The 12,350-nt window shown below is 62.5% G+C and carries 11 protein-coding genes; 2 read left to right on the top strand and 9 right to left on the bottom strand.

What is annotated here, in order from left to right:
* Positions 1 to 5 precede the first annotated feature (5 nt).
* From urtC to urtA, 3 genes are all read right to left on the bottom strand, one after another.
* Positions 6 to 1,238 (bottom strand): urea ABC transporter permease subunit UrtC, encoded by a 1,233-nt coding sequence (urtC, locus tag MESCI2_RS0111540; protein WP_027036731.1) that lies wholly within the window; start codon positions 1,236 to 1,238, stop codon positions 6 to 8.
* Positions 1,235 to 2,848 (bottom strand): urea ABC transporter permease subunit UrtB, encoded by a 1,614-nt coding sequence (gene urtB, locus MESCI2_RS0111545; protein WP_027036732.1) that lies wholly within the window; start codon positions 2,846 to 2,848, stop codon positions 1,235 to 1,237. Before urtB ends, urtC begins: the two co-directional genes overlap by 4 nt.
* A 97-nt stretch (positions 2,849 to 2,945) precedes the next feature.
* On the bottom strand, positions 2,946 to 4,256 hold the full coding sequence (urtA, locus tag MESCI2_RS0111550) for an urea ABC transporter substrate-binding protein (RefSeq protein ID WP_027036733.1): 1,311 nt from the start codon (positions 4,254 to 4,256) through the stop codon (positions 2,946 to 2,948).
* 312 nt (positions 4,257 to 4,568) lie between these two features.
* Between urtA and MESCI2_RS0111555 the strand changes: the two genes are divergently transcribed.
* Entirely contained in the window at positions 4,569 to 4,982 is a 414-nt protein-coding gene (locus tag MESCI2_RS0111555; protein WP_027036734.1) for a hypothetical protein, read from the top strand.
* A gap of 64 nt (positions 4,983 to 5,046) precedes the next feature.
* On the opposite strand, the gene MESCI2_RS0111560 is transcribed toward MESCI2_RS0111555, so the two are convergent.
* The 3 genes from MESCI2_RS0111560 to MESCI2_RS0111570 all read right to left on the bottom strand — a co-directional run bounded on the left by MESCI2_RS0111560 (position 5,047) and on the right by MESCI2_RS0111570 (position 7,672).
* Positions 5,047 to 6,618, bottom strand: a complete 1,572-nt coding sequence (locus MESCI2_RS0111560) for a GMC family oxidoreductase (RefSeq protein WP_027036735.1) — start codon at positions 6,616 to 6,618, stop codon at positions 5,047 to 5,049.
* A 46-nt stretch (positions 6,619 to 6,664) separates the two neighbouring features.
* Entirely contained in the window at positions 6,665 to 7,195 is a 531-nt protein-coding gene (locus MESCI2_RS0111565) for a hypothetical protein (RefSeq protein WP_027036736.1), read from the bottom strand.
* Between the two features lie 81 nt (positions 7,196 to 7,276).
* Positions 7,277 to 7,672: a VOC family protein gene (locus MESCI2_RS0111570; protein WP_027036737.1), complete on the bottom strand. Its 396-nt coding sequence runs from the start codon at positions 7,670 to 7,672 to the stop codon at positions 7,277 to 7,279.
* Positions 7,673 to 7,880: 208 nt separating this feature from the next.
* On the opposite strand from MESCI2_RS0111570, the gene MESCI2_RS0111575 reads away from it, so the two are divergent.
* Positions 7,881 to 8,186, top strand: coding sequence for a ribbon-helix-helix domain-containing protein (locus MESCI2_RS0111575; protein ID WP_013531854.1), 306 nt, complete (start codon positions 7,881 to 7,883; stop codon positions 8,184 to 8,186).
* 10 nt (positions 8,187 to 8,196) lie between these two features.
* On the opposite strand, the gene MESCI2_RS0111580 is transcribed toward MESCI2_RS0111575, so the two are convergent.
* The 3 genes from MESCI2_RS0111580 to cckA all read right to left on the bottom strand — a co-directional run bounded on the left by MESCI2_RS0111580 (position 8,197) and on the right by cckA (position 12,264).
* Positions 8,197 to 8,634: a VOC family protein gene (locus tag MESCI2_RS0111580; protein WP_027036738.1), complete on the bottom strand. Its 438-nt coding sequence runs from the start codon at positions 8,632 to 8,634 to the stop codon at positions 8,197 to 8,199.
* Between the two features lie 262 nt (positions 8,635 to 8,896).
* Complete coding sequence (locus MESCI2_RS0111585) at positions 8,897 to 9,604, bottom strand: purine-nucleoside phosphorylase (protein ID WP_027036739.1); 708 nt, start codon at positions 9,602 to 9,604, stop codon at positions 8,897 to 8,899.
* Positions 9,605 to 9,690: 86 nt separating this feature from the next.
* Positions 9,691 to 12,264 (bottom strand): cell cycle histidine kinase CckA, encoded by a 2,574-nt coding sequence (cckA, locus tag MESCI2_RS0111590; RefSeq protein ID WP_027036740.1) that lies wholly within the window; start codon positions 12,262 to 12,264, stop codon positions 9,691 to 9,693.
* Between the last annotated feature and the right edge of the window lie 86 nt (positions 12,265 to 12,350).

The following is a 12,350-nucleotide window of genomic DNA, read 5'->3' on the forward strand; positions in this document are numbered from 1 at the left end:
ATCGCTCACTCCGCCGGCTGCGGTTCGGGGTTGCTGGCGGACCAGTCGCCGGGCTTTCTCGCCTCGCTGCGAACGATTTTCGCCGGCGGCGGCACGTCGGCATCGGTGCCGGCTTCCTCGGCGATCGAAGCTGCCCGCAACGCCTTGGCGTTGCCGCGCCAACTGTCCCACATGCCGATAATGCCTTTGGGCAGCAGAAGCGTGACGGCGACGAACAGCCCGCCCAATGCAAACAGCCAGAATTCCGGCAGCACGCCGGTGAACCAGGACTTGCCGGCATTGACCAGCAACGCACCGATGATCGGCCCGACAATGGTGCCGCGTCCGCCGACAGCCGCCCAGACGACGACTTCAATCGAATTGGCCGGCTCGAACTCGCCCGGATTGATGATGCCGACCTGCGGCACGTAGAGCGCGCCGGCAATGCCGGCCATGACAGCCGAGACGGTGAAGGTGAACAGTTTTACATTCTCGGCCCGCCAGCCGAGGAAGCGCGTGCGGCTCTCGGCATCGCGTACCGCCATCAGGAGCTTGCCGTATTTGGAGCCGACGATCGCCCAGGTGACGAACACGGCAAGTGCCAGCATCACGGCGCTGGCCGCGAACAGCGCCGAACGCGTCGCGTCGGCCTGCACGTTGAAGCCCAGAATATCCTTGAAATCGGTCAGGCCGTTGTTGCCGCCGAACCCCATATCGTTGCGGAAAAAGGCAAGCAGCAGCGCGTATGTCATCGCCTGGGTGATGATCGAGAGATAAACGCCGGTGACGCGGCTGCGGAAGGCGAACCAACCGAAGACGAAAGCGAGCAGACCGGGCACCGCGAGCACCATGAGGCCGGCGAACCAGAAATGGTCGAAACCATACCAGAACCACGGCAATTCCTTGTAGTTCAGGAACACCATGAAGTCGGGCAAGATGGGGTTGCCGTAGACGCCGCGCGAGCCGATCTGACGCATCAGATACATGCCCATCGCATAGCCGCCGAGCGCGAAGAAGGCGCCGTGGCCGAGCGAAAGGATGCCGCAATAGCCCCAGACAAGATCGAGCGCCAAGGCGAGCAGCGCATAGCAGAGATATTTGCCGGTCAGCGCGACAATGTAGGATGGGATGTAGAAGGCGCTGGTAGGAGACACCGCAAGGTTGAGCAGCGGCACGATGACGGCCACCGCCAGCAGGATGAAGATCGTGATGGCGATGCGGCGGTCCGCGCCGGCGGCAAAGAAGCGTCCCGTGATCATGCTTCCACCGCCCTGCCCTTGAGCGCGAACAGGCCGCGCGGGCGCTTCTGGATGAACAGGATGATCAGCACCAGCACGACGATCTTGCCGAGCACCGCGCCCGCATAGGGCTCGAGGAACTTGTTGACGATGCCGAGCGAGAAGGCGCCGACCAGCGTGCCCCACAGATTGCCGACGCCGCCGAAGACAACGACCATGAAACTGTCGATGATGTAGCCGCGACCGAGATTGGGCGAGACGTTGTCGATCTGGCTGAGCGCGACACCGGCAATGCCTGCAATGCCGGAGCCGAGCGCGAAAGTCAGCGCGTCTACCCATGGCGTCCTGATGCCCATCGAGGCGGCCATGCGCCGGTTGGCGGTGACGGCGCGCATCTGCAGGCCCCAGGGCGTGCGCTTCATCACGTAGAGCAGGATGCCGAAGACAGCGAGCGCGAAAACCAGGATCCACAGGCGGTTCCAGGTGATCGCCAACTGTCCGACATTGAACGAGCCCGACATCCACGAGGGGTTGCCGACCTCCTGGTTGGTCGGCCCGAAGATCGAGCGCACGGCCTGTTGCAGGATCAGCGAGACGCCCCATGTCGCCAGCAGCGTTTCAAGCGGCCGGCCATAGAGGAAACGTATGACGCCGCGCTCGATGACCAGCCCAACCAGGGCCGCGACGAGAAAAGCGAGCGGCAGTGCGATGACCAGCGACCAGTCGAACAGGTCCGGGAAGGATGTACGGATCACCTGCTGGACGACGAAGGTCGTGTAGGCGCCTAACATGACCATCTCGCCATGCGCCATGTTGATGACGCCCATGACGCCGAAGGTGATGGCAAGGCCGATTGCCGCCAGCAGCAGCACCGAGCCCAGCGAGATGCCGTACCAGATGTTCTGCCCGGCATCCCAGAAGGCCAGCGTCGAATTGATGTTGGCGATCGCGGCTGTCGCCGCTTGCCTGACCGCGTCGGTGGAATTCGCCTCGACCGAGGTGAGCAGGGAAACCGCATCGCGGTCGCCACGCGCGCCGATCAGCGCGATGGCAGTGAGCTTCTCGCCATCCGGCCGGTCAGAGACCAGAACGGAGGCCGCACGGGCCTGTTCGAGCAGAGCCTTGACGCTGGCCACGGTCTCGCTGGCGATTGCCGCATCGAGCGGTCCGATGTTTGCGGCGTCGGGCGTCTTGAACATGGTGTCGGCGGCGGCAATGCGCACGGCCGGATCCTTGGCGCCGAGCGTCAGCGTGCCCAACGCATCGCGGATGACGCGACGCAGCGTGTTGTTGACCTTGATCTTGGTGATGTCGTCCTTGGCCGCCTCGCCCAATGCCTCGCCGCTCAACGGGTCGGAAAGCTGGACGCTTTCGCCCGCTTCCTTGCCGACGAACACCAGGGAATCGGCCTTGCGGACATAGAGGTTGCCGTCGGCCAGTGCCGCAAGCGGCCGCTCCACCGCCGGATCGCCGGCAGCAGCCAGTTCGTGGACGACGGCTCCGATCTCGGAAAAGCCCTTGGCCGCGGCGAATTTGGCGATGATGCCGCGCAGATCGGCTTCGGCAGCGCCCGATGACGACAGCGTCGCCAGCAGGAACAGCAGCGTCAAGCCTGCGCGGATAAAGGTCATCGGCTTCCGTTACCCTTTTCGAAGATTTTAAATGGACGTCCGGACGACGGAGGAAGCCGTCCGGACGCGCGGTCTGACTAAGTCAGCCCTGGGAGTATCAGTTCGTTCCCTTGCCGCCGCACTTGCCGGTGGCAACGTTGAAGTTGCCGCATGACAGAGGCGCGCGCCAATCGGAGATCAGATCCTTGGAATCCGGCAGATAATCGGACCATTCGTCGCCCATCACCAGGCCCGGCGTGCGAGAAACCGTCTCGAACTGGCCGTCCGCCTGGATTTCACCGATCAGCACCGGCTTGGTGATGTGGTGGTTCGGCATCATCGTCGAATAGCCGCCAGTCAGGTTCGGCACCGACACGCCGATCATGGCGTCGATGACCTTGTCCGGATCGGTGGTGCCGGCCTTCTCGACCGCCTTCACCCACATGTTGAAGCCGATATAATGGGCCTCCATCGGGTCGTTGGTGGTGCGCTTGTCGTTCTTGATGAACTTGTGCCAGTCGGCGATGAACTTCTTGTTCTCGGGCGTGTCGACGCTCTCGAAATAGTTCCAGGCGGCGAGATGGCCGACCAGCGGCGCGGTGTCGAGACCGGCAAGCTCTTCCTCGCCGACCGAGAAGGCCATGACCGGGATGTCCTCGGCCTTGATGCCCTGGTTGCCGAGTTCCTTGTAGAACGGCACGTTGGCATCGCCGTTGACGGTCGAGACGACGGCGGTCTTCTTGCCGGCCGAACCGAACTTCTTGATCGCTGAAACCTCGGTCTGCCAGTCGGAGAAGCCGAACGGCGTGTAATTGACCATGATGTCTTCCGCCGCCACACCCTTGGCCTTCAGATAGGCTTCGAGGATCTTGTTGGTGGTGCGCGGATAGACGTAGTCGGTGCCTTCCAGCACCCAGCGCTTCACCGAACCGCCATCCTCGCTCATCAGATAGTCGACGGCCGGGATGGCCTGCTGGTTCGGCGCAGCACCCGTGTAGAACACGTTGCGTTCGCTTTCCTCGCCCTCATACTGGACCGGGTAGAACAGGATATTGTCGAGTTCGGAGAACACCGGCAGCACCGATTTGCGCGACACCGAGGTCCAGCAACCGAACACCGCCGCGACCTTGTCCTTGGAAATCAGTTCGCGCGCCTTTTCGGCAAACAGCGGCCAGTTGGAAGCCGGATCGACAACCACCGCCTCGAGCTTCTTGCCGAGCAGGCCGCCCTTGGCGTTCTGCTCGTCGATGAGCATCAGCATGGCGTCCTTCAGCGTCGTCTCCGAAATCGCCATGGTCCCCGACAGCGAATGGAGAATGCCGACCTTGATCGTATCGTCGGCGGCCTTGACAGGAGCGGACGTCAACAGGCCGGCGGCGACCACACCAGCCGAAAACATTTTTGTTATTGTCGAGAAATTACCCCTCATATTACGGACTCCCAAGCTGTTTGATTGCACCGCAACACTACAATGCAACCCCCATGCCAACCGCTCTGGCGATCCCGAAAGGATACAAATAGCTCAGAGATATCAGCGCCTTGGAATATAGGGCTTCCAAAACAAAGTGAGGCGGCCAGAAATCGATTGAGGGAAATTTGCGCAGCTTACGCAGCCACTGCCTAATTTTCACTCATTCCTTCCGACTGCCTAGGTTTTGATCTCAACGGCCGTGCCTCAGGCGACCGATGTTGCGGGGCGGTGCAAAAATAGGGCAAGCTCGCTCTTCAAGCGAGCGACGTCATGGTTTCAGGTATTTCACGCATTTTCATCGGCATACTGCTTCTGGCGACAGCAACCGGGGCCGCGCGAGCCGACTTCAGCGACGGCAAGATGCCTGATGGCACCTATCACTGCGAGGTGTACCTGCTCGGCATGTTCCTCAGCCTCGGCGACATCACCATCAAGGGGAACCTCTATAGCGGCCCGGTCTACACCGGCCTCGGCACCTTCGGCACCGCGCAGCAGGGGTACAACTACCAAATGGATGCAAACGGCGTGATCTCCTGGCTGGGACCGTTGGGCGGCTATACCGCCGGCGGCAACTCGCTGTCGCTGACCCAGGCAACGCTGGACGGCGAAACCGTGCCCTCGTTCGACATCATCATGAAGCAACCCGACGGCGCCTTCACCGCCTCGACCTGCACCAAGCAATAAGGCGGAAAGAAAAAGGCGCGGAACCTTGCGGGTTCCGCGCCAGCAGTCAGTCGGGAGGATGCGACTAGATCGTCTTGGCTGACATCTGCGCGGCGATGTAGTCGGCCTGGCGTATCGCCAGCGACACGATCGTCAGGGTCGGGTTTTCGGCTGCCCCGGTGGTGAACTGGCTGCCATCCGACACGAACAGGTTCTTGATGTCGTGCGCCTGGCCGTGCTTGTTGACGACGCCGTCTTCCGCTTTCTCGCTCATCCGGTTGGTGCCGAGATTGTGGGTCGACGGATAGGGTGGCGTCGGGAAGGTGCGGGTGGCGCCGACCGCATCGTAAAGTGCCGTAGCCTGCTTGTAGGCGTGGTTGCGCATCGCCGTGTCGTTGGGATGGTCGTCGAAATGCACGTCGGCGATCGGCATGCCGTGCGCGTCCTTCTCGTCGGCATGCAGCGTGATGCGGTTCTCCGCCCGTGGCATGTCCTCGCCGACGATCCACAGGCCGGCCATGTGGTCGTAGTGATCGAGTGCGGTGGTGAACGAGCGGCCCCAGGCGCCCGGATCGAGGAAGGCTGCCATGAACGGCAGGCCGAGCGACAGTGTCTCGAATTCGTAACCACCCACGAACCCACGAGACGGATCATGCCGCGCCTCGTCGCGGATGATACCGGCCATGGTGGTGCCGCGATACATGTGCACCGGTTTGTCGAAGATGGCATAGACCGAGCCGGTGGTGTGGCGCATGTAGTTCTTGCCCACCTGCCCCGATGAGTTGGCAAGCCCATCGGGGAATTTTCCCGATGCCGAATTGAGCAGCAGCCTTGGGCTCTCGATCGAATTGCCGGCAACCGCGACAATGCGCGCCTTCTGCTCCTGCAGCTTGCCGTCCTTGTCGGCATAGACAACGCCGGTCACCTTTCCGCTGGCGTCATGGTTGATCTTGATCGCCATGGCGTTCGGCCTGACTTCGAGATGGCCTGTCGCCTCGCCTTTGGGTATCTCGGTGTAGAGCGTCGACCATTTGGCGCCCCATTTGCAGCCCTGGAAGCAGAAGCCGGTCTGCTGGCAGGACATGCGGTCGTCGCGATCGACCGAGTTGATCGCCATGTTGCCGGTGTGGCATTCCTTGTAGCCGAGCTTGTCGGCACCGGCCTTCAGCACCTTGAAATTGTTGTTGCCCGGCAGTCGCGGCCAGTCATTGGTGCCGGTGACGCCCATCTTGGCCTCAGCCTTGGCATAGTAGGGCTCCATCTCGGCCAGCGTGATCGGCCAGTCGAGCAGGTTGGCGCCTTCCAGTTTGCCGTAGGTCGACAGCGTCTTGAACTCATGCTCCTGGATGCGCAGCGAGGCTCCGGCCCAGTGCGTGGTCGAACCGCCGACCGACTTGACGATCCAGGCCGGCAGGTTGGGAAAATCCTTGGCCACACGCCAGTCACCCGACGTGGTGCGCTTGTCGGTCCAGGCGAGTTGGCTGAACGAACCCCACTCGTCATTGATGAAGTCTTCGTATTCGTGGCGCGCGCCAGCTTCCAGGATGACGACGTCGACACCCTTCTGGGCGAGTTCGTTGCCGAGCGTGCCGCCGCCGGCGCCCGAGCCGATGATGACGACGACGCCGTCGTTGTTCAGATCAAATGAAGCTGCCATGGTTTCCTCCCATGATTTCTGTTTGCGGGTTCAGGAACGACGGGGCTCAGAGCCACTCGATGTCGTCGAAACCGCGCGCGATGTAGCCGCCCTTGGAATAGGACTCGCCCTCGTAACCGAAGATCGGCCACACCTCTTTCTGGTTGTAGAGGCCGACCACGAGGCCGCCTCTGATGGCCTGGAAGAACGGCGTCGTCTCGACCTGCTTCAGTACGCCGACGCGCTGGTCCTCCCAGCCGAGGCCGCGGTAGCCGCCGTCACCGGACTTCTTATCGAGGTCGGCGATGCCGTCTTCGATCATTGTCTTGTAGGCGGCGTCCTTGCCGGCCTGCTCGTCATGGCCCTTCACGGCAATGGCGTAATATTTGTCGGGAACCTGATCGTGCGGATAGATGTCGCGCGCCATCTGGATCAGCGTCGCCATGGTTTCGGGCTTGAGTGCCGATGTCTCGAGCCCCCAGGCATGTTCAGGGCTGATGACGGCGCTGCCGGAGATGACGAGCAGCGCGCCGATGCCGCCGCGTTTGAGAAGCTCACGACGTGAAAGCCCGGGCTTCGCGTCATAGATCGTGACCATTTTATTCCTCCCTGCTTGCTATGTGCACTGTTGAGAGTGCGTTTGCTGGCGCCGCACCTGCCGGCGCGGCTGCTATGTCTCCTATTGGAAGCGACCTGCGCGTTGCAGAACCTCGATCTTGTAGCCGTCCGGATCCTCGATGAAGAAAAAGCGGGCGATCAGCGACCCGTCGCGATTGAACTCGACGATCTTCTTCGGATTGAGGCCGAGCGCACCGAGACGGTCATGTTCGCTGTCGAGATCGGCGACCGAGACCGCAAGGTGGCCGTAGCCGTCGCCGAGCCCGTAAGGCTCCTGCCGATCCTTGTTCACGGTCAGTTCGAGCTCGAACCCTGCCTCGGCATTGCTGAGGTAAAGGAGGGTGAATGTCTCGAAATCCAGCCTGTCGGCGACATCGAGCCCGAAGGCGTTTCTGTAGAAATCGACCGATCGGGCTTCGTCGAGGACCCGGATCATGCTGTGTATCGCCTTGGCCAAATCAGTCTCCGCGCTGGTGTGGAGGCGATTATGCGCGGCACGGACAAAAGGTGGTGGCAGCCGGTTACCACGCCCGCAGCCGCGAACGGGACGAAAGTCCGATTGCCGGACCGGCAATTTTGCCCGAGAATGCATGTGGGGACAGGTCAAGCAGTATCAAGCTGCACGCCCGTCCACCCAAGACCAACAATCATGGGAGGTTTGTCGGATGTGCAGGGTGTTTGCGGGCCAGGACCCCGAAGGCTATCGCCAGATCAACCGCTCGATTCGCATCGACGGTCACTCGACCAGCATCCAGCTCGAAGCGACGTTCTGGGCGTTGCTCGACGAGATCGCTGAAAACCAGAATCTGACGACGCCGAAATTCATCTCCAAGCTCTATGACGAAGCCATAGAGATCAACGGCGCCATCCCGAACTTTGCGTCGATGCTGCGCACCACCTGCGCGCTCTATCTGCGCGGCCATCGGCCGGGAATGGATGAGCAGATGGTGCCGAAGCGGGAGGCTGCTTAGCTTATTGCGCTCAGCTGAGTTCTTGGGCGAGCCCGATGAGAAGCCCCCCAGGCCCTCGAATGTAGCAGAGCCGATACACGTCTTTATACTGGACGACTTCGCCTTCGAGCTGCGCACCGCGATTGCGGAGCCTTTCGAGCGTTCCGTCAATGTCGTCCACGGTGAACATGACGCGGAGGTAGCCCAGGGCGTTAACCGGGGCGTTGCGGTGATCGGCGACGACAGGCGGCGTGAGGAAACGGGACAATTCGAGCCGGCTGTGGCCGTCCGGCGTCCGCATCATGGCAATCTCGACGCGCTGATCGCCCAGTCCAGTGACACGTCCGGCCCATTCTCCTTCGATCGTGGCCCGCCCTTCGAGCTCAAGGCCGAGCTCGCCAAAGAAACCAATCGTCTCTTCGAGGTCATCGACGACGATTCCTATGTTGTCCATCCGTTTGAGCGCCATGTGTCCAGTCTACAAGGCGTCGTCCCAGCCGTAAACTCCTTAGGCTGCTTGCCAGCTGAGGAATAGTTCCAGCCGGCCGATCTGGTGCTGCTGTGCGCTTACCGACGACGCCCGCCATGCCTCCCTGGCCTGGAGCCTGAAAGACCAGGAGGTCGCCGACGTCCTGACCTATGTGCGCGCCAGTTGGGGCAACGCCGCCCCGGCGGTCTCCTCCGACGATGTCGCTGCCGTACGCAAGGGACTGACCCGTTAGACCCGTACTCTAGTTCTCTGCTGCGACAGCGAGCGCCAGCCGGCTCATGTCTGCGAACAACTCCTGGCGCTCGGAATAGTCGGTCTGTTCGCCGGTCTCGATGTTGTCGACCACGACACACATCGACAGCGCACGAGCCCCGAAATGCTGTGATATGCGATAGAGCGCGCTGGTTTCCATGTCCACAGCCAAGGCTCCTTGGGCCTGCGCATCGGCAAAACGGGCGCGCCCATCCGGGTGATAGAAGATGTCGCTGCACACCGTCAGGCCGGCATGATGGTCGATGCCGAATTCCACCGCCTTGGCCAGTGACGATGCGAGGAGCGCCGGGTCGGGGCCAGCGGGTCCATAAAGGCCGAAAACCTGGCCGCTCTGGGCGCTTTCCGCCTGTGCCGATTGCGAGATGACAAGGCTGCGCAGTTTTGCCTTTGCGGTCAGGCTGCCGCAGGTGCCGGTGCGGATCAACGTCCGGGCGCCATAATGGTCCAGCAGTTCATGCGCATAGATCAGAAACGACGAAACGCCGATGCCCGTCGCCTGAATGCTGATAGACTTGCCACGAAACAGCCCGGTGAAGCCAAGCGTGCCGCGGCGGCGATTGATACAGCGCGGCGCTTCCAGGAAAGTTTGCGCCATCCACTCGGCACGCTGCGGGTCACCCGGCAACAACACCGTGTCGGCGTAATCTTCCTTGTCCGCTTCGTTGTGCGGCGTCACCAGTTGCTCCCCTAAGCCTTCCTGCCGTTTCACCCGCAATCATGGCGTTGTCACGGCGTTGTGCAAGGAGGAACATGGGAAAAGCTCTAAGACTCCAGCACATCCTTGACGATCGTCGCCAGTTGCTTGAGCGAAAACGGCTTGGGCAGAAAGCCGAAATGCGCATCTGCCGGCAGGTTTCTGGCGAATGCGTCTTCGGCATATCCGGACACGAAGACGAACTTGATGTCCGGCTGGCGCTTGCGCAATTCACCAAGCAGTGTCGGTCCGTCCATTTCCGGCATCACCACGTCGGAAACGACGATATCGACCTTGCCGCCCAGCGCCTCGAACACCTCCAGCGCCTCGACGCCCGACGATGCCTCGTGCACGGTGTAGCCACGCGAGGTCAGCGCCCGCATGCCGCCCATGCGCACGGCATCCTCGTCCTCGACGAGCAGCACCGTGGCCGAGCCCGACAGATCCTTGGCCGGATCGGCGACCTTTGCCGGCGCCGCCGGCGCATCGCCGGGCTCGCCTGCTTTTTTCGCTTCCGCAATATGACGCGGCAGGAAAATGCGGAAGGTCGAGCCTTTGCCGACTTCCGAATCGCAGAAGATGAAGCCGCCGGTCTGCTTGATGATGCCGTAGACCATCGACAGGCCAAGGCCGGTGCCCTTGCCGACTTCCTTGGTGGTGAAGAAGGGCTCGAAGATCTTCTTCAGCACGTCGGGCGCGATACCGCTGCCGGTGTCCTCGACTTCGACCACGACATAGTCGGCCGGGGCTAGTTCGCGGTAGGAAAAGGCCTTGCACTCCTCGGCGGTGACATTGCGGGTGCGCACGGTCAGATCGCCGCCCGCCGGCATTGCGTCGCGCGCGTTGACCGCAAGGTTGACCACCACCTGTTCGAACTGCCCGATATCGACCTTGACCGGCCACAGGTCACGGCCATGGTCGACCTTCAGCTTGATGTCGTTGCCGACCAGACGGGCCAGCAGCATCCTGAGATCGGCGAGCACGTCGGTCAGGTTGAGCACTTCCGGCCGCAATGTCTGCTTGCGCGAGAAGGCCAGAAGCTGCCGCACCAGCGAAGCCGCCCGGTTGGCGTTCTGCTTGATGTTCATGATGTCGGGGAAGGAGGGGTCCGACGGACGGTGATTGGTCAACAAAAGGTCGGACGCCATGATGATGGCGGTCAGCACATTGTTGAAATCATGCGCGATGCCGCCGGCAAGCTGGCCGACCGCCTGCATCTTCTGGCTTTGCGCCATCTGCCCTTCGAGCGCTTTCTGCTCCGTTGTCTCGACGGCGTAGACGATGGCCGACTCCTCGGCGCCCTCGCCGCCGGTGCCGTCGGCGACGGCGTTGACGTAGAAGCGGATGTGCCGGTCGTCGTTGCCGGGCAAAAGCGTGTCGATCGGCTCGATGTCGGCCTGCCGCTGCTGCGCTTTCTCGAAGGCAGCCGCGAAGGCCGGCCGGTCGCGTTCGTGGATCACCGTGTCGAGCCGCACGCGACGGTCGACGGCGTCGCGATCGACGACAGACGAGAACAGCGACAGGAACGGCGCATTGGTGCGCAGGATGCGCCCATTGTGGTCGACGCCGGCGATTGCCATCGGTGTCGAGTTGAAGAAGCGGGTGAAGCGCACTTCCGAAGCCCGCAAATCGGCAGAGGCATCCTCGCCTTGCGTGCGGTTGAGCACGATCGTGCGTGTCGGCCCGTTCAATCCTTCGCGGCTGGCCGAAACGCGGTGCATGAAGCGCACCGGCAGCGCTTCGCCCGTCATGGTCGTCAGGTCGAGATCGATCACCGCGTTGCGTGTGGTGCCGGGGTCGGCCTTGACCGAGCGGACCAGCGCCATGCCGTCGCCGGCCACGATCTCCGAGAGAGACACGGCACCGGGCGTGAAACTGGTGAGGTCGATGCCCAGCCATTCGGCGAGCGTGGCGTTGATGTAGGTGACGCGGCCCTCCTGGTCGGCCGAAAAGAAGCCGGCCGGCGCGTGGTCGAGGTGATCGATCGCCTTCTGCAGATCGAGGAAGAAGCGCTCCTGCTCGGCCCGCTCCTGCGAGATGTCGGCAAGCTGCCAGGCCAGCATCGGCAGCCGCTGGCCCGGAACGCTGAAGGCGCGGGCGCGGGCGCGGTACCAGCGGGCGCCCGGCTCGGCACCGGGCCGGATGGACTGCGCGAGCCTGAACTCGCCGTCGCCCGGCTGGCCGTCGCGCAGGCCGGACGCCAGGCGATAGATCGTCACCGAGGCTTCGGGGACATCCGAGAGCAATCCCTCGACGGTCTTCAGGTCGGCAGCGGACGATGCTCCGGTCATATCCGCATAGGCGCGGTTGGCGTAGACGACGCGGCCTTTGGTGTCGGTGACGAGAAGCCCCTGCGACATCGAATCGACGAAGGATTTCGACAGTTCGTCGCCGGTCGAGCGTGGCGTGACCTGCACGAAGCCGATCGCTGTGGCAAACAGGAAGCCGACGCCGATCATCGCCAGCACGCCGAGCATGCCGAGCAGGAAAGGATCGCCGAGGCGCTCGCGGAAAAGCCCGAAGACGATCGCCGCCCCCGTCAGAACGACGATGAAAATGATAAGCCGGGTGACCGCGCCCGGTCGCGTATTCTGGTCGACGATCGGTACCGGATAGAAATCGCCGCGCGCTTCCTTGGCCATGTGCCCCCTGCTCGTGAATTCCGGTGTTCCGACACCCGCCCCGTACCGGGTTGAATCACATTCTCCTAGTCCGGAAAAGGCCTGGG

Origin of the sequence: Mesorhizobium ciceri WSM4083 (assembly GCF_000519305.1) — a bacterium.
GTDB classification, from domain to species: Bacteria; Pseudomonadota; Alphaproteobacteria; order Rhizobiales; family Rhizobiaceae; genus Mesorhizobium; species Mesorhizobium ciceri_B.

Excerpts from the sequence above, each read along its gene's own strand:
- urtC (WP_027036731.1), bottom strand. The coding sequence starts at position 1,238 with ATGATCACGGGACGCTTCTTTGCCGCCGGCGCGGACCGCCGCATCGCC.
- urtB (WP_027036732.1), bottom strand. The coding sequence starts at position 2,848 with ATGACCTTTATCCGCGCAGGCTTGACGCTGCTGTTCCTGCTGGCGACG.
- urtA (WP_027036733.1), bottom strand. The coding sequence starts at position 4,256 with ATGAGGGGTAATTTCTCGACAATAACAAAAATGTTTTCGGCTGGTGTG.
- MESCI2_RS0111555 (WP_027036734.1), top strand. The coding sequence starts at position 4,569 with ATGGTTTCAGGTATTTCACGCATTTTCATCGGCATACTGCTTCTGGCG.
- MESCI2_RS0111560 (WP_027036735.1), bottom strand. The coding sequence starts at position 6,618 with ATGGCAGCTTCATTTGATCTGAACAACGACGGCGTCGTCGTCATCATC.
- MESCI2_RS0111565 (WP_027036736.1), bottom strand. The coding sequence starts at position 7,195 with ATGGTCACGATCTATGACGCGAAGCCCGGGCTTTCACGTCGTGAGCTT.
- MESCI2_RS0111575 (WP_013531854.1), top strand. The coding sequence starts at position 7,881 with ATGTGCAGGGTGTTTGCGGGCCAGGACCCCGAAGGCTATCGCCAGATC.
- MESCI2_RS0111580 (WP_027036738.1), bottom strand. The coding sequence starts at position 8,634 with ATGGCGCTCAAACGGATGGACAACATAGGAATCGTCGTCGATGACCTC.
- cckA (WP_027036740.1), bottom strand. The coding sequence starts at position 12,264 with ATGGCCAAGGAAGCGCGCGGCGATTTCTATCCGGTACCGATCGTCGAC.